13 protein-coding genes, 1 tRNA gene and 1 pseudogene are annotated in these 17,709 nt (G+C 50.0%); 7 read left to right on the forward strand and 8 right to left on the reverse strand.

The window, feature by feature from the left end; all coding sequences use genetic code 11:
- Window positions 1–10: 10 nt before the first annotated feature.
- Complete coding sequence (miaB, locus tag MMIC_RS05085) at window positions 11–1,369, reverse strand: tRNA (N6-isopentenyl adenosine(37)-C2)-methylthiotransferase MiaB (RefSeq protein WP_072659464.1); 1,359 nt, start codon at window positions 1,367–1,369, stop codon at window positions 11–13.
- 112 nt (window positions 1,370–1,481) lie between these two features.
- On the opposite strand from miaB, the gene MMIC_RS05090 reads away from it, so the two are divergent.
- Window positions 1,482–2,678, forward strand: coding sequence for an HDOD domain-containing protein (locus tag MMIC_RS05090; RefSeq protein ID WP_171966460.1), 1,197 nt, complete (start codon window positions 1,482–1,484; stop codon window positions 2,676–2,678).
- 49 nt (window positions 2,679–2,727) lie between these two features.
- Here the strand turns inward: MMIC_RS05090 and smc are convergent, their stop codons facing one another.
- The 3 genes from smc to MMIC_RS05105 form a co-directional block, all read right to left on the reverse strand.
- The gene (smc, locus tag MMIC_RS05095) at window positions 2,728–6,198 is read right to left on the reverse strand and encodes a chromosome segregation protein SMC (protein WP_072659384.1); all 3,471 of its coding nucleotides are present in this window, start codon (window positions 6,196–6,198) and stop codon (window positions 2,728–2,730) included.
- A 129-nt stretch (window positions 6,199–6,327) separates the two neighbouring features.
- Window positions 6,328–7,017, reverse strand: a complete 690-nt coding sequence (locus tag MMIC_RS05100) for an ABC transporter permease (protein WP_072659385.1) — start codon at window positions 7,015–7,017, stop codon at window positions 6,328–6,330.
- 212 nt (window positions 7,018–7,229) lie between these two features.
- Window positions 7,230–7,305, reverse strand: a tRNA-Ala gene (locus MMIC_RS05105).
- A gap of 86 nt (window positions 7,306–7,391) precedes the next feature.
- On the opposite strand from MMIC_RS05105, the gene trpE reads away from it, so the two are divergent.
- The 5 genes from trpE to trpC all read left to right on the forward strand — a co-directional run bounded on the left by trpE (window position 7,392) and on the right by trpC (window position 11,858).
- The gene (gene trpE, locus MMIC_RS05110; RefSeq protein ID WP_072659465.1) at window positions 7,392–8,810 is read left to right on the forward strand and encodes an anthranilate synthase component I; all 1,419 of its coding nucleotides are present in this window, start codon (window positions 7,392–7,394) and stop codon (window positions 8,808–8,810) included.
- A gap of 1 nt (window position 8,811) precedes the next feature.
- Window positions 8,812–9,378 (forward strand): anthranilate synthase component II, encoded by a 567-nt coding sequence (locus tag MMIC_RS05115; RefSeq protein WP_072659386.1) that lies wholly within the window; start codon window positions 8,812–8,814, stop codon window positions 9,376–9,378.
- 163 nt (window positions 9,379–9,541) lie between these two features.
- Window positions 9,542–10,567: an anthranilate phosphoribosyltransferase gene (trpD, locus tag MMIC_RS05120; RefSeq protein WP_072659387.1), complete on the forward strand. Its 1,026-nt coding sequence runs from the start codon at window positions 9,542–9,544 to the stop codon at window positions 10,565–10,567.
- Window positions 10,564–10,977 (forward strand): GxxExxY protein, encoded by a 414-nt coding sequence (locus MMIC_RS05125; RefSeq protein WP_072659388.1) that lies wholly within the window; start codon window positions 10,564–10,566, stop codon window positions 10,975–10,977. Before trpD ends, MMIC_RS05125 begins: the two co-directional genes overlap by 4 nt.
- Before the next feature lie 95 nt (window positions 10,978–11,072).
- Entirely contained in the window at window positions 11,073–11,858 is a 786-nt protein-coding gene (gene trpC / locus MMIC_RS05130; RefSeq protein ID WP_072659389.1) for an indole-3-glycerol phosphate synthase TrpC, read from the forward strand.
- Window positions 11,859–11,864: 6 nt separating this feature from the next.
- Here trpC and MMIC_RS05135 read toward each other — a convergent pair whose 3' ends face one another.
- The 3 genes from MMIC_RS05135 to MMIC_RS05145 all read right to left on the reverse strand — a co-directional run bounded on the left by MMIC_RS05135 (window position 11,865) and on the right by MMIC_RS05145 (window position 14,653).
- A complete protein-coding gene (locus tag MMIC_RS05135) occupies window positions 11,865–12,452 on the reverse strand; it encodes a hypothetical protein (protein WP_143144885.1) in 588 nt (195 codons plus the stop codon).
- A gap of 71 nt (window positions 12,453–12,523) precedes the next feature.
- Window positions 12,524–13,237, reverse strand: a complete 714-nt coding sequence (locus MMIC_RS05140; protein ID WP_072659391.1) for a hypothetical protein — start codon at window positions 13,235–13,237, stop codon at window positions 12,524–12,526.
- A 174-nt stretch (window positions 13,238–13,411) separates the two neighbouring features.
- Window positions 13,412–14,653 (reverse strand): hypothetical protein, encoded by a 1,242-nt coding sequence (locus tag MMIC_RS05145; RefSeq protein WP_072659392.1) that lies wholly within the window; start codon window positions 14,651–14,653, stop codon window positions 13,412–13,414.
- A gap of 410 nt (window positions 14,654–15,063) precedes the next feature.
- On the opposite strand from MMIC_RS05145, the pseudogene MMIC_RS12565 reads away from it, so the two are divergent.
- Window positions 15,064–16,179 (forward strand): annotated as a pseudogene (locus MMIC_RS12565) (IS3 family transposase).
- 429 nt (window positions 16,180–16,608) lie between these two features.
- On the opposite strand, the gene MMIC_RS05160 reads toward MMIC_RS12565, so the two are convergent.
- Window positions 16,609–17,562: an IS5 family transposase gene (locus MMIC_RS05160; RefSeq protein WP_072659394.1), complete on the reverse strand. Its 954-nt coding sequence runs from the start codon at window positions 17,560–17,562 to the stop codon at window positions 16,609–16,611.
- Window positions 17,563–17,709: the final 147 nt, after the last annotated feature.

Genomic DNA, 17,709 nt, shown 5'->3' on the forward strand with positions numbered 1-17,709 from the left:
GATCATGCCCTCAACTGTCGGCAAGAATCAACTCGCCACGCAATGACTGGCCGTAGGCCTCGACAATCGACATCGCCATCACCTGTCCAATCTGACGATGCTGACCTCTGAAATGAACGATTTTGTAATCGGGTGAGCGCCCTTCCATGTCGCCCGCTCTGCGCCCGTCTTTCTCTACCAGCACATCAATCGTTTTGCCCTGCTGTGCCTGCATGGCAAGACGTGCCTGTTCACGTGTCAATGTCAGCAAACGCTGCAGACGTTCATCTTTCACATCTTCCGGCACGTTGTCTTCCGACTTTGATGCCGGCGTTCCCGGACGCGGGCTGTATTTAAAACAGTAGGCGGAGTCAAAACCGACGCGTTCAACCAGATCCATCGTTGCTGCAAAATCCTCATCCGTTTCGCCCGGATAACCGACAATGAAATCAGAGGAGAGCGCAATATCGGGACAGTGCTCACGTAATTCGTTAATGATACGGAAATAAGTTTCACGATCATGGCCACGATGCATCAGTTTCAAGACCCGATCAGAGCCACTCTGAACCGGCAGATGCAGATAAGGCATCAATTGCGGGATTTCTGCAAAGGCCTGACACAATTCACTTGTCATCTCCATCGGATGACTGGTGGAAAACCGCAAACGTTTTAAGCCCGGCAACTCCGCGACAGCGTAGAGCAGCATGGTAAAATCCCACTCCTCTTCATCCGGGCCGGGGCCACGATAGGCATTCACATTCTGACCCAGCAGACTGATTTCCACAGTGCCACCGGCCAGCTGATCACGGCATTCATCCAGAATATCCTCAACCGAACGTGAAATCTCAGCTCCGCGTGTATAGGGCACGACACAGAAAGTGCAGAATTTATCGCAGCCTTCCATAATCGTCACACAACCTGAAACCCCGTGACTTTCAGCCTTGGGAAGATGATCGAACTTTTCAATCTCAGGCATATCAGTCTGACTCACATGGACACGATCACGGCGAATTTCTTTCACCATTTCAGGCAGCCTATGGTAGCTCTGAGGACCAAATACGATATCCACATAAGGGGCACGCTTCTGAATCCGTTCCCCCTCCTGCTGCCCGACACAGCCACCAACACCAATAATCATATCAGGGCGTTTATCTTTCAGCTTTTTGTATCGGCCAAGCTCGGAATAGACTTTATCTTCAGCCTTTTCACGAATTGAGCAGGTATTCATCAGAATAACATCAGCATCTTCGGCTGCTGCAACCAAGCGCAGCCCGTATGCCTGCTTCATCATATCCGCCATACGGGCAGAGTCGTATTCATTCATCTGGCAGCCGTAAGTTTTAATAAACAGCGTATCCAGAGACTTTATGAGTTCATTTGCTTGTTTCATCGGACGACGCACGCTAAAGCCCGCCTGTGAATCAGGCAATCGCAAGCTGAACCGGGTAATCATGACAGGGTGAAGTGGCATTGAATTTGCTCCATGCTAATTCGGCTGCCATGTGACAACTACACATGTGTTTGCGGGTAACAGTGATAGTTTGTCTCGCGTTACCCACTCAGCCCTGGAGGCCGGCATGTCCTGGTTGAGTAAACTGTTTTCCATATTCACCGGTGGTCAAGCCAAAGTAAACAAACGCCTCAACAGGGCCAGCAAAACAGCCGCACATGACAGCCAAGCCCTCTCTTCCTGTCCGGAGAATACGCTGGGCTGGCTGTTAAAGCAGAACCCTGACATCACATCATATATGGCATATGACGTCAGCAAACCTCACAGCATTCACCCCGGCGTACTGGGGCGCTTACGTACTAGCATCCATGAGATCCCCCCCATGCCGGAAAGCTGGCGCCAGATTCAGAGAGCCTTGCAGCAGCCCGATGCATCAGCTTCAGATTTGGGAGCAGTTGTTGCCAACGACCCTGTACTGACAGCCAGAATTCTTACGACCTGCAATTCATCAGCCTACGCTACTGCAGGTAGCTCTGAAATTAACAATATCCCTCTGGCCATTGCCAGACTGGGCCTCGATGAAACAAGTAATATCATTTTCCAGACTCTGGCCCCCAAGCTTGGTGAAAGCCCTGAAAAGCGTTTGCAAGCTCGACACATCTGGATGCACAGTCAGACCATTTCAACATTGATGCGTCTGCTGTCCGAATCCTGCACACAGGTTTCCCGCAACGATGCCAGTCTTACAGGTATGTTACATGATATCGGTAAGCTGGTTATCCTGCATATCGAAGATCAACAAAAACTGGCCGATCTGAAGGCCTCCATTGATGGTGGACTATCCACACTCGAGGCCGAATACCATCACCTGGGTTATACGCATATTGATTCGGGCATGATGCTGGCCCTGCACTGGCAGCTGCCAAAATATGTGCAACACTTCATCTCATTTCACCACCATGCCGCACATCTGCCGGCAAAACAGATCCCTTCACATCTTCAACATGCCATGATGATGCTCAATCTGGCACACATCATTGCCCGGCACTCGCTATCCATTGATGTAGAAAATGGAAATGGCGCCATCTGGCAAAGTTATCAGCGTCAGTTCGCAGAGCGGCCAGAGCCGTTTGTAAAACTGGAGCTGAGTCTGCCGCTGGATAGTCAAACACTGTATCAGCAACTGCAATTACAGGTTGAACGCATTAAACCGCAGTTTCCGGATCTTTATCCAACAACAAATGAGTGAGTACGATTTCAACAATACTCAGGATACCCCCTGAGCAACCGCATCAGCCTTATTCGGGCACGTCACCCATATCCACTGCAACAATCTTCGACACCCCCGGCTCTGGCATCGAAACACCGATAAGCCGGTCCGCCTGTTGCATGGTGATCTTGTTATGTGAAATAGAGAGAAACTGCACCTGACCTGCCAATTCGCGGACCATCTCACCAAAACGACCGACATTGGCATCATCGAGTGGTGCATCTACCTCATCCAGCACACAGAACGGTGCCGGTTTGATTTTGAATATCGAGAAGACCAGGGCCACTGCAGTCAGTGCTTTCTCCCCTCCGGAAAGCAGTGTCACATCCTGTAAGCGTTTGCCCGGCGGCTGGGCAATCACTTCAACGCCTGCAGTCAGGATATCATCCGAATCCAGCCTGAGTTCGGCCCGCCCGCCTCCGAACAACTGTGGAAATGTTTTCTGGAAAATGGCATTGGTCTGTTCAAACACTTCACGGAAACGCTGCCGCGTGGTTCGGTCAATACGGGAAATCGTATCACCTAACGTACTCAGGCTCGCCTCCAGGTCTGTTGCCTGCTCTGAGAGAAACAGTTCGCGTTCACTAGCTTGCTCAAACTCTTCAATTGCCAGAAGATTGACCGGGCCAAAACGGCCAAGTCTCTCTTCCAGTTCCGTAGCCCGACTCATAATGACTTCAACTTCACCCAGATCCTGCAGGTCAGCAATAGATATCAGCAATTCATCTGCCGAAACCTGACATCGATGCATTATTTCTCCAGCCAGATCCTGCAGGCGTGTAGCTCCCTGCGCTTCGCTCACTTCATCTGTCTGACGCTGTTGTGAGAGTTGCTGCAGAAGCTGACGGGCCTGGCGTTCAGCACGTTCTGCCTCATGCTGAGCCTGCTGCAATTCATGGCCTTTCTGACGCACTTCGTTCATTGAACTATGCATCGATTCCACATGCTCGGCAGCCTGGCTCAGTTGCTGATCCAGCTGACTCTGATTGCTTGCAGCCTGCAACTCGACTTCAACCTGTTGCAAGCGACCCGAATCTGCCTTCACCTGCTCACGCAGTCGCAAAGTATCCTGTTCCAATCGTGCGGACTCTCGCTGTAAATTGTCTCTGGCCTGAGCAAACAGAGCCAGGGACTGATCCACCTGTGCCAGAGCTGTCCGGGCCTGATTCAATGCTTTTTCCGCACTGCCCACCTGGACATCCCGCTCAGCCAGTCTCTGCTGTGCTGCTTGCAGTTCAGCCTGATCCACGTGACCTGCCTGCTGCAACTGAAGCTGCCAGTGAGTCTTCTCCTCATCGGTCTCTTTCAAATCAGCCGCCATGCGCTGCTGACGTTCCTGCAAAGAGTCCGCCTCGGTCTGTAATTGCGTTACTCTGGACTGCGCAGCATGCCACTCACCTTCTGCACGCGTGGCCGCCAAGTGAGCCTGTTGCCATGCCTTTTGCCCGGACTCCAACTCTGATTCTGCCTGTTTAAAGCGTTCGGAAACCTGACTTAAGCGCAATTCTGCTTGCTCCAGCTTTTCTTCGCTCTCACGCAACTTCCTCTGCGTCGCCAATCGTCTTGCCGTTCGATTTCCTGATGGCGGCACCAGCCAGCCACTGGGCTCAAAACGCCAGCCATCCCGACTGACAGAATATCCGCTCTGATCAAAGCCCTGAGTGATATCATCCACCAGAGAGATCGGGGCAAACAGATCATGCAGTGGATGGTCTGCCTTCAAACCCATCGCATCAGCCAGTGATTCTCCGCTAGCCGGTTCTGAAGCAACAGCTCCGGCAAACAGTGCCACGGGTGCATCAACTACTTGTTTCAGCGTCTCTTTCCAGGCGGATGAGTCTGGGTTCACAGGCATATGCGCATCAGCAGACCGTCCCCGTAAAGCGGCTGCCACTGCAGCCTCAAGCCCTTCAGGCACATGCAGAGACTCATCGATCCATACCGCCCCCCTGGCCCTGAGCTCATGACGCAGGTCATCAGACACATCCTGATTGCCTGTACGACCACGCAGCTCCTGAACTGTCCCTTTTAAGGCCCGGACATCGGATTCGGCACCGGACAGGTCGCTGGCAGATGCTTCTCGTCCACGCCTGCACAGATCCAGTTGTTCCTGAGCGGCTGCAAGTTCCTGTTCTGCCTGTCGGAACACCTGCTCATTGAGCTTTCTCGACTCTTTTGCCTCTGCAAGTGTACGCTTTCCAGCTGCATGCTGGTCTTTAATACCCTCTAACTGCTGGGCAAGTCTCGCTGCCCGCTCCTGCAAACGTGCAAGTGCAACTTCAGCCTTTTCTTTCTGCACCCTGGCCTGATCACCACTATGGCGCAGACGTTCAAATTCGGCGAGGGAAGTATCCCGATTCAATCCCTGCTGTTGATAAAACAGCTGTGCCGATTCAAGTGTATGCTGCGCATCCAGACGCAAGGCCTGCAATTCGGAGTCATCCTGCTCTGTCATGCGCTGAGCAAGCTGAGCGAGTTCACTGCTGATACGCTGTTGATGCAACTGCGCATCATCAATACGGCTTTTCAGCGCTGCTTTTCTCTCCGTCAGCAGGCGTCGTTCACCGGCCAGACGCTCTGATTGCTGCTGCAGGTCTGCACGTTTGCGTTCAGCCTGGCGCAAACGATCCTGAACCGACTGCGCATCTTCTTCATGACTGACAACCTGAGAGCGGGCCAGTGTCACAACCCTCTCCGCTGCACTCAACTGTCGGGAAGCCTCCGCCTCAGCAGACTTTGATGCTGCCAGCTTCTGCTCTGTTTCCCTGCACTTCAATTGTAACGACTGATATCGCAGCCCCAGACTAAGCGACTGCAGATGCCTGAATTCATCCTGCATTTTTTTGAAACGTTCTGCGCGACCAGCCTGCTGTTTCAGACTCCGGCATTGGGTACGAACTTCTTCAAGCAGATCAAGAATACGGTCCAGGTTCTGCTGAGTATCTTTCATACGTCGCTCAGCTTCACGACGGCGAGAGCGATATTTCATCACGCCTGCCGCCTCCTCAAAGATCACCCGGCGCTCTTCCGGTTTGGCTGTCACCATGCGGGCAATCGAACCCTGCTCAACAATCGCATAAGCACGCGTGGAAATGCCGGTATCCAGAAACAGGTCCACCACATCTTTCAGGCGAACCATTTTACCATTGATAAAGGCATCCGATCCGCCTTCCCGCATCAGTCGACGGCGAACCCTGATCTCATCGAGTTCATGGTAAGGAGTGGCCAGCGAACCTTTCTCAATGGCAAAGGTCAGTTCAACATCACAGATAGCCACCGGCGGTCTGGTATCGGAGCCCTGAAAAATCAGGTCATCCATCACACCACCACGCAAATGCTTGGCAGAGTGTTCGCCCAGCACCCAACGCAGCGCATCAATAATATTGGATTTGCCGCAGCCGTTCGGGCCTACAATTGCAGTAATACCCCGATCAAGGTCGATCCTTGTCGGATCCACAAAGGATTTAAAACCAGCCAGCTCAATACGCTTCAGCCGCATCTGCGAACCTGCCGAATGTGTTCAGCCGAGGTTATCATCCTCTCCCTTGTCATTATGCAAGATTCGCAGGAATAGAACGCTAATTCAAGCAAAAGCAGCGATAGTAGAATCAAGCTGATTCAGCTGTTTTTATGAATCGATTGCATCCTTTTTCAGGTGGTTCAGCAGCAGGAAACTGACCATGCATGCGGTAAATCCCGAGGCTGTGACCATATAGAGTACGATGAGCTGTGCCACAGCAGCATTAAGGGCAGTGGCTCCAGCCAACACCATGCCCACAAAAATACCCGGCATATGCACCAGCCCTACCACGCGAAGCGTATCAATCGTTGGAATCATCGCTGTTTTAATACCTTCGCCAACCAGGCCGCCTGACTTCAATTGCGCATACATGATCGAAACTGCATTCATGCCATTGGCTGCAATCATACTACCCAGTGGCACCAGTGTACGGGTGGCATCATCAATGGAGCCTGTGAAAGCAAGCCAGGGCAGGGTCAGCAGACAGCCGCAGGCCAGACCGACGGATGAAGCTATCCATGTTCTGATTTCACCATCGTAATGGCTGGCACTGTTATGACCGGCCAGCAGACAAAAACCTGCTATCAATAAAGCCTGAGCCAGATGCGACTGTATATCGAAAATCCAGTGCAACACCAGCGCCAGCGCCAGCAGCTGCAAAAGTCCGCGAGCAGACGCGATAAGCATCTTCTTCGACAAACCCAGATTTTCCCGATGTGCCCAATAGGCCACACCGGCCAGCAGCAACCAAGCCGCCAGCAGCTTAATCAGCGTATCGGTAAGGTTCTCATCAATCATCTGTATAGAAACCGGCTTTCATTTTCTGCATGCATCCGATTTCAATCCATATACCTACAATGTGCAACGGGAATTGTTCTGCAGCTTTACTTAATACATCGGCGAATTCGGGATAGCCCGGCAGGCCCGGAATATATAACCTTCGCAGTAATGAATATTTATCTTACATCAGGGCATAAAAAAACCGGGCATCAAATGCCCGGTTTTCAATATGGTGGAGCCAAGCGGGATCGAACCGCTGACCTCCACACTGCCAGTGTGGCGCTCTCCCAGCTGAGCTATGGCCCCGAATCTTCAAAAACAGGTTATCTCTCCTGTTGCGAAGGCGGCGCATTTCGCCACAGCAGGGTAATCTTGTCAACATGAGCACATCCATGAAACTTTTCCGCCGCACTCTATCCGCCGACTGCTTAACGCCTCCGGGCCTGTTTTCTCGCCTTGTGAACAGGGGCGACTGCTTTATGTTTGAATCTGCCGAAGGCGGCGAGCAATGGGGGCGTTACAGCATTCTGGGCATCAGCCCCGCATGCAGAGCCACATCAAACGGGGGCTCAACGCATCTATTATATCGCGATGGCCGCGAAGATTCATTCGATGGCGGCATTCTCGACTGGTTGCGGGATTGTGTGCTGAATCAGGAGTTCATTGCTGAAGATGACCTGCCATTTGCCGGCGGAGCTGTCGGCTACTTTGGCTATCAAATTGTTTCCCAGTTTGAAGATATTCCGGCTGACCTGCCCGATCCGGTTGGTGCGCCTGAATCAGCGTACTTGCTGGTTGACCGGTTTATGGTTTTCGACAACCTCAAAGGCACACTAACCTGCTGTGTGCGCCTGCCCGAAGATGAAAGCGAAGAAGCTGAAAATGTCTTAAACCGTATGGAATCCAGTATCTATGAAGGAGAAATGGCTCAGGTCCTGAAACTCGATGCGGATACAACGCTGACAGATGCACCTGTTGCCCAGACTACACAGACTGATTTTGAAGCCGCCGTTTCCAAAGCGCGCGAATATATTCATGCCGGTGATATTTTTCAGGTCGTATTAAGTCAGCGTTTCTCCAAAAAACTCAGCTGCCACCCATTCGATGTATATCGTGCCGTGCGCCACATTAATCCGTCGCCCTACCTGTTTTACCTGCATATCGGAGACACGGTTCTGGTTGGTTCCTCGCCTGAAATCCTTGTGCGCAGAGAGATGGATAAAGCCGTGGTTCGCCCCATTGCAGGTACACGTCCGCGTGGGAAAACTGCGGAAGAAGATAAAGCACTCGAAAAGGATCTTTTACAGGATGCCAAGGAGCTGGCTGAACATGTAATGCTTGTTGATCTGGGCCGCAACGACCTTGGTCGCGTGTGTGAATATGGTTCGGTCTCTTTAACTGAATCCATGACTATTGAACGCTACTCGCACGTGATGCATATCGTTTCACAGGTTGAAGGCGACTTGAGAGATGATGCCGACAGCCTTGATCTGCTGGCAGCCACGTTCCCCGCCGGCACTGTTTCGGGTGCACCGAAAGTACGAGCCATGGAGATCATTCACGAACTGGAGCCGGTCGCTCGCGGCCCCTATGCAGGCACTGTCGGTTATATCGGCTTTGGCGGTCAACGTATGGATACGGCCATTGCTATTCGAACCGCCGTCATCCACGGCGGTGAGGTTCATATTCAAGCAGGCGCCGGAATAGTTGCAGATTCAGTACCCGAGCGTGAACATACAGAATGCGTAAACAAGGCCACCGCCATGTTCCGTGCTGTGGCACTGGCAGAAGCTCAAGGAAAGGAAGTTTAAGATGATTCTCGTTATCGATAACTACGATTCATTCACCTTCAATCTGGTGCAATATCTGGGCGAACTGGGCGAAACACCACTGGTTTATCGCAATGACAAAATCACACTCGATGAAATCGCCGATCTGAAACCGGATCATCTGCTGGTCTCCCCTGGCCCATGCACACCGCATGAGGCAGGCATCTCAACTGAGGTCATTCGTCGATTCTCAGGTGAAATTCCCATCCTCGGCGTCTGCCTTGGTCACCAGTCGATTTCAGCTGTATTCGGAGGACAGGTGATTCGTGCACCTCGCCTGATGCATGGCAAGACAAGTCTGATCGAACATAATGGCGAGGGCGTCTTCAAAGGACTGCCATCCCCCTTCACCGCCACCCGCTATCACTCACTGATTGTACCGGAACCGCTGCCCGACTGCCTTGTTAAAACCGCCTGGACCGGGGAAGGTGAGCTGATGGGACTGCGACACCGCGAACATCCCACCTTTGGCGTTCAATTCCATCCGGAATCCATTCTGACCGAACATGGTCATGCGATGCTGAAAAACTTTCTTCAGGCCACAGCGTGATGAATTCACCGCAGAGTACGCAGAGTTACGCAGAGGAAAGACAAAGCAATCAAGGTTATTATAGACAGACCCTGTTAAACAACCTCCACGCCTTGCTGCCAAGCGTTCTTGATTTAACTCTGCGGAACTCTGCGTCCTCTGTGGTTCAAAAAAGAGGTATGCGATGAGCGATGCTATCATTCAGATGATAAAGGATTTGCAAGCGGGCGATACAATTTTTGGTGAGAATACTGAAGCTGTCTTCACTGCCATCATGAATGGCGAAGCCAGTCCCGCTCAGATCTCTGCCATTCTTACAGGCCTCTCTATTCGTGGTGAGTCTGCAGAGGTTGTAGCTGGTGCAGCCAAAGCCATGCGTGCTGCATCGACAAAGATTTCACCACAGGCTAGCGGATTGATTGATACATGCGGTACCGGTGGCGATGGTGCGAAAACATTTAATATCTCCACAGCCGTTTCTTTGGTTGTTGCTGCCTGCGGTGTGCCTGTGGCCAAACACGGCAACCGCGCCATGTCATCCAAGTCCGGAGCAGCTGATGTTCTGGAAGCCCTTGGTGTGAACCTCAACATCTCACCGGAACAGGTGGCTGATTGCATTGATAATACCGGCATCGGTTTCCTGTTTGCCCAACATCTGCATCCAGCGATGAAACATGCAGGCCCGGTACGGCGTGAACTTGGCATTCGCACGGTTTTCAATCTTTTAGGGCCTTTGACCAATCCGGCCAATGCTGAATATCAGGTATTGGGTGTTTTTGCCAAAGACAAGCTCGAACTGGTTGCCGGGGCACTCCAGCAATTAGGATGCAAACGTGCACTCGTGGTACATGGTCGTGACGGCCTTGATGAAATTACCACGACCACCATCACCGATGCCATTCTGATCCAACAGGGCCAGGAACCGATCACATTTGAAATCGACCCTGAAGCCTTTGGCATGCCCTATGCCGCTCCTGAAGCGTTGGCTGGTGATGATGCCGCAACCAATGCAGCCATACTTCAACATATCTTTGCAGGTCAGGCCGGTGCTGGTCGTGATATCGTATTGCTCAATGCCGGTGCCGCTCTTTGGGTCGCCGGCAAAGTGAATGGTATTGGTGAAGGCATCGCAATGGCCGCACAAGCAATCGATTCAGGCAAAGTCACCGAAACCCTGAATGCACTGATTGATTTCACTCAAAAGGCATGACTGATTTTTCACCGCAGAGGACGCAGAGTTCCGCAGAGCTAAATCAATTAAGCCAAAAGACTCTTGATGCTGCATTTCGAGTGCACTCAGCGCTTGACCCTGGACTACTTGAATCAACGTATGAACACTGCCTGTGCTACGAGTTGACAAAAAAAAATATCAGCGCCACTCGGCAGGTGCAGCTTCCAGTGGTCTATGATGGAACTAAAATTGATGCTGGCTACCGAATCGATTTATTGATTGAAGATAAAATTATTGTTGAAGTTAAAGCTACCGAAAGCCTGTTACCCATTCATGAGGCCCAACTTCTGATTTACCTAAAGTTGGCCAACAAGCAGTTGGGTCTATTGATTAACTTCAACGTTCGATCCCTGAAACATGGCATCAAACGCATGGTTCATGACCTGTGATTTTCACATGAACAATTCAACAACTGGAGCACCTGAAATGCTGTTTTTATCTAGCTTTACTCTGCGCAACGCTGCGTCCTCTGTGGTAAAATAATATGAGTTCAATACTGAATGAAATCGCTGAATACAAACGCGGCTGGGTTGCCGAGTGCAAACAACGAGTAAGCGAAACTGAGCTTGTAGAACTAGCCAGAACGAAATCACCACTCGATTTTGCCGGGGCGCTACAAAACAAAGTCGCAGGCAAGCAAAATGCAGTCATTGCCGAAGTAAAAAAAGCCAGTCCTTCCAAAGGTATCATCCGTCCTGACTTTGATCCTGTAAGCATTGCACGCTCCTATGAATCCGGCGGTGCTAGCTGCCTATCCGTACTGACCGATGTGAAATATTTTCAGGGTAAAGATGAGTATGTCACGGCAATACGCGAAGCTGTAAATCTGCCAATCCTGCGCAAGGACTTCATGCTCGACCCGTATCAGATCATTGAAGCCAAAGCCATGGGCGCGGATGCAGTCCTGGTGATCCTGGCCATGGTGGATGATGTGTTGGCTGCCGATCTGACTGCGTGTGCTCATGAGTTGAACCTGTCCGTATTGCCGGAAGTACACAATGCAGAAGAACTTGAACGAGCCATGAAACTGGACACGCAGCTTATGGGCATCAATAACCGCAACCTGCATAGCTTTGAGACGGCACTGGATACAACTATTTCCCTGTTAAATCAGATTGACAGCAAGCGTAGCGTAATTACCGAATCAGGTATCTTCACAGCGACTGATATCAAACTGATGAACGAGAATGACGTCTATGGCTTTTTGATTGGTGAATCCCTGATGCGTCAAACTGATCCGGGCGAAGCGCTTCAGAAACTGATGAGTTAAAGGTCTTTATTGTCCGGAAGCACTGCCACGACGGGGCATTTTGGCCAACTGCTCTTCAACTGCCACAAACAGCTCTTCAGACTTATTTATAGTCAATGCCTTATCAACCCAAGCATTATCTTTATAATGCTGGCCGGCCACATGCACTTCAAGTCTGGTTTCAGAAGCTTCAGTCATAATCATTCGCACAAAAAATCGATGTCGCGTAAAACCCAAGACACTCTGGATATTCACATCATTTTCACCCTTTCGAATCCAGTCAGATGTAATCACTGCATTGGGTGAGTCAACAGTTTCAACCGGCATATTCAGACTTATCATCGCATCAATCACTGCGGAAAACAGAATTGGTGGCGACACATTGAAAACACGCTCCATCACAGTGGCTTGGCGATCAACCAGTACTTTTTCATATTTATCTGGCCAAGTATCCCTGTTGCTAGCTATTCCAACATAACCACCCATAGGAAGTCTGCGTGTAATTGAGGTATCAGACCGAATTTCTTCACTGATCGGTTTAACTCCCTGAGAACCCTGGGCATCAGCAACCACCTCTCGTGAGGATGATCCTGTGTCCCAAAATAGCTGCGGCATATCAGCGCATGCTGAAAGCAACATCAGTAAAGCGGAAGCGAATAAATAACGGAGAATTAAATACATCGTTTTTATTCAGGAGATCTTTCTGAAGCAGGGGTCTGCTGCATGAGGGCAAGCTGATTCTCTACTGCAGCAAACAATTCAGCACGTGGTTTGTTGCTAAATTGTTTGTTCACCCAGTGATTATTCAAAAACACTTGACTGATCATGCGCACTTCAAGCCTACTTTGCGGGGCAATATCGCCATCGGTTTTAAAAATACGCAGCACGAAGCGATGCCGGTAGGCTTTAGGTTTTCCTGCTCCACCTAATAAGCTCTCCAAATTTAACATGCTATTAGTGCCCACCTGTTTTCGAATCCAGTCCGTCGTGAGGATCCCGCTGGGTGAATCAACAGAATTCACCGGCATACTCAATGCTGTCATCGCATCCGCCGCCGCTGAGAATAGATTCATGGATTCGATGTTATATTGTCGAGCCTCCAGTGACACTGCCTTACCAGCTACAGCCTTGCGGTATTGAACTGGTACTGGAACTGAATTTGGAGCCATCTCAACCTGATCAGTTTCAGGTATCTCTAGCTCCGCCCGAAGCTCCGGCGGCACCTCCAGTGGCGCACGCGGCTTATCACCAGCTCCGTCATAGCTTGCTGCACCCTTGGCATAAACAGGGCCATCATTCTGACCTTCTTGCGTATCCCAGAATAATTTGGGCATGCCGCTACATGCTGAAAGAAGAAAAAGTAATGAGCTAATGAGGAAGTATCGGGCAATATGATTCATAGTGGCAATTCCATCTGCTGGGACCCTCCGGGTCAAGCTCTGCTTTACTGCCTGAGCAAATCCCATACAGGAAGTTCACAGCCCCAACAAAAAGGGGTGGCAAAAGCCATCCCCTCAAATGAAAAGAGGGAGGCCGAAGCCTCCCTCTTAATTACTACACTATTAAAGCAGCTATTACAGCAGTGCTTCGATATCGATAGTAGTTGTTTTGGTTGTAGTCGCTACACCAGCAGTATCAACCTTTGTGTTATTGTAGATCAGAGCCAATACGAAGTTCTGATAAACTTCATACTCTGCACCAACCTGCCACTGAGTAGTCTTAGTAGTGCCAGCTTTCATGTTGCCAATACCACCACCAACGATGATGTTATGAGTAGGTTTAACTTCCACACGTGCAGAATAACCTTTGTTAGCTACCAGAAGACCATTAAACAGATTGGTCTGAGTCAGAGTAGAAGCAGCAGCGTTAGCGTAGTCAGCGTAGAAGCCGATGCCAACATCGCCGATTTCGCCCTGCAGCTGTCCATCAATTACCCAACGTTTCATTTTAACTGAAGTACCTGGCAAACCCAGAGCTAAGGTAGTGTTAGCGTTACCAGTGTTACCGGAAGTAACCAGAATACCCAGGCCAGCAGACATACCAGCAATTTCAGGAGTCACGAAAACACGTGCGGATGGAGCCAGTTTCCAACCAGTATCAATACCAGAACCGAATGTGTCACGACCAGATACAAGACCAGAAGTTACAAAAGAAAGAGAAGCATTTACCAGTTCATTTCCGTAGAAGAGTGCAACACCACCAGTTGAAGATTTAGTAGCCGCACCAGCAGTCAGACCCTTACCACCCAACATGCCGCCATGCTGACCATAAGTAGAACCTGTTTCATAACCATAAGATTCGCCGAAACCGGAGCTAAAGATAGAAATACCAGCTTTACCGCCACCAACGTCCATAGAGTGAGTCAGCTTGAAGTTAGCGAATGCGTTACCGCCACCAGTTGTATCGTTTGCAAAGAACTCGACGAACACACCAGTGTTAGTGCCTACACGGCCACCGAAGATGATTGCTGGGTCAGTTGGAATGTCAGCAGTTTTAGAAGTAGTAGATACGCCAGCAGCAGTAGTAGTAGTACTTACGAAGTTTGGACGCAGTACCAGAGTCAGGTTGACTGAAGATGTAATTGACAGGTGATCGTCTTCAATTAATGCCTGTTCACCAACGTCGGTGAAAGAACCAGCTTTAAATGAGCGACCGAAAGCGCTCAGCGCTGGGAAGCTCAGGTGATGACAAGAAAGACAAGCAGCGCCTGTCTGGCGTGCGAACGCCGGGATTGCTTCAGAAGTAGTTGGTGCAACTGCAACAGCAGAAACAGCAACAACAGCGAAAGCAGCAGCAGAAAGAATCATTTTCTTCATGTTGTGATATCCTATTATGTTAGATTTGACTCCGTGGAGCCAGTGCAAAAATCTTCATCCCTTCGACCATGTTCTTCTTTGCAGCGTCACTAGTTCTCTGGGATGACGTGGCGAACTTTAACGTGATTCAGATCACTGAGTCAACATGACTCATCTTTCGTGTGCTATTTTGACACACTCCTTAAGTTTGAGTATTTTCTATATCCAGCCTGAATGTTGCATAAAAAGAAGTAAGTATAGCGCGACCCATTGTATATAATGGTTCAAGTCACCGAATACTCTATTGCATACCGCCACAAAAAGGGTCTGAATCAACCCATCTATCGCCATAAGTCCTGATCCAGTTATCGTGACCTGCTCCCCTTAAATAGTGCCAGATTGTAGTTAGTATTTCCGCCCAGGAGAGGCGGATGAAGAAGCGATATAGTGAAGAACAGATCATCGGATTTTTGAATGAGGCATCATCAGGCACACCTGTTAAGGAGCTGTGTCGGAAGCATGGGTTCTCGGATGCATCCTTTTACAAGTGGCGGGCTAAATACGGTGGCATGGATGTATCTGATGCCAAGCGTCTTAAACAACTTGAGTCGGAGAATGCCAAGCTCAAGCGAATGCTGGCCGAGGCCATGCTGGACAAAGATGCCTTGCAGGTAGCTCTTTCCCGAAAGCAGTAAGCCCACAAGACAGGCGTGATGCTGTTGTTGCCATGCGGGAAGCAACAGGCATATCAGAGCGCAGAGCTTGTGGGCTGGCAGGCATATCCAGAACAGTGATGAACCATGAGCCGAAGCCAGATGGAGATGCTGAACTGAGAAATAAGATTGTTGACCTTGCCCAGGTCAGGAAACGGTTTGGCTATCGCCGTATCCATGCCATGTTGAGGCGTGAAGGCATTATGGTGAACTCCAAGCGCGTGTACCGCTTGTACACTGAAGAAAACCTTTCTGTGAGGCGCAGGAGGCGCAAGAAAGGTATTGCAGTTGAGCGCGAGCCTCTGGTGCTACCGGATGCTCCGAATGAAGTGTGGTCAATGGACTTTGTAATGGACCGATTGGCCAATCGGTAACCGGCTGAAGCTACTGACCATCGTGGATGACTTTACCAAGGAGAGTGTTGATCTGGTTGCCGGAAGATCCATTACAGGTGATGATTTGACCGATATTCTGGACAAGATCGGCAGATTCAGAGGTTTACCGAAAGCCATTCGGACTGATCAGGGGCCGGAATTTACCAGCAGGGCATTGGACGCATGGGCGTATCGCCATGGTGTTAAGCTCAAGCTGATTCAGCCTGGAAAACCAACCCAGAACGCATACATTGAATCATTCAATGGCAAGTTCCGGGATGAGTGTTTGAACGATCATTGGTTCAACAACATGGCAGAAGCCAGAGCTATTATTGCAGCCTGGCGGCAGGACTATAACGAACGTCGGCCACACAGCTCGTTGGGTTACATGACCCCGGCTGAGGTGGCTGCACAGCATCGCACTACGGTGCGAAATATAGAGAAAGAAGAAATGAAATGAGGCGGATCTACTAACTGGGAATTGGCACTACGCTTGGGGGCAGGTCAATCGGGATAGTGGAGTTCGCACGATCAAACAGAAAAAAGCTGAAACAAGCACGTGCGCAGGTCTGAAGTCATAAAAAAAACAAGCGCATGTAAATGTAATCCGACCAGATTCCAGAACAGGACCAAGCCCACCACAGGTGGTGCTAGCATCTGCTCACAACCCAGACTAATGCCGGGTTTATGAATAATTCAGGCTAGGTCTACCGCGCAAATATGACTGAAAGCTAATCATGTATTAATCCATCTTTACATACCTATGGATCCTCTGAATATTTTCTATCGCCCAAATTTTGAGCGTAAATTTTGGAAAACTTACTTTTTTACTCCCCGATCATTGCCTGATTGGCTCTGACCGGGTGGTTTTCCCGTATCCTAGGCAGACCTATCCTGTATAGCCAAGACTCCGACTGCGTAGCAGGTTGGTAAACCCAAGCAGTAAACAGAGTCTGTTCATATTCTTATCCAATCCACGATAACGAACTTTGTCATAACCAAATATTCCTTTGACCCAACGGAACGGATGCTCCACTTTGGCCCTGACAGATGCTTTGGCCTGCTCCGCCTTCAACTCATCACTGTCGGCAGCCATTGTTTTGCGTTTACCTGGTCGAACAGCGATATGCCATTCCACTTCACGGCCTTCATGTTCATCGCGTTTGTGAATCCCCAAATATCCGGCATCTCCATGCACCCGTTTCTCATCACCATGCAGAAGGTCAGCAGCCTTCGTAATGTCGTGTTCGTTGGCTGATGTCCCAACAGCACTGTGTACCAGCCCAGTGTCAGCATCTACGCCGATATGCAGCTTCATGCCAAAGTACCACTGGTTGCCTTTCTTCGTCTGGTGCATTTCAGGATCGCGTTGTTTCTCTTTATTCTTTGTCGATGTCGGCGCAGAGATCAGCGTGGCATCCACGATTGTGCCTTCACGCAGACTGCAACCTTTCGAGGCCAGATGTTTATTGATTTCCAACAGTAATTTCTGGCCCAGGCCATGGGACTCAAGCAGATGACGAAAGTTCAATATCGTTGTCTCATCAGGAATGCGATCACTCAGCCGCAACTTCGCAAAACGGCGCATCGACTCAATCTCATACAGGGAGTCTTCCATCATGGGATCAGAAAGATTGTAAAACAACTGAAGGCAATGAATCCGTAGCATCACAGTCAATGGATAGGGAGGCCTGCCGGTTTTTCCCTTCGCATAATGCCGTTTGATCTTTGATTCCAATCTTTTCCACGGAAGAAGCTGTTCCATCTCATCCAGAAAAAGCTCACGACGCGTCTTACGACGTTTGTTCTCATATTCCGCTTCTGCAAAACTAACCTGATCCATGGTAGTCCTCCCGTGCGTTTAGACTACCATAATTAGAGAGTTTTTCAGACTGTCCTGAACTCCTTATGTACACCCATAGACGAAACGTATGATGCAACGACTGCCACCAGCCCCATGCACAACAGGTTTTAATTGATACGTTCGACA

The sequence above is a fragment of the Mariprofundus micogutta genome (assembly GCF_001895085.1).
Classification (GTDB): domain Bacteria; phylum Pseudomonadota; class Zetaproteobacteria; order Mariprofundales; family Mariprofundaceae; genus Mariprofundus; species Mariprofundus micogutta.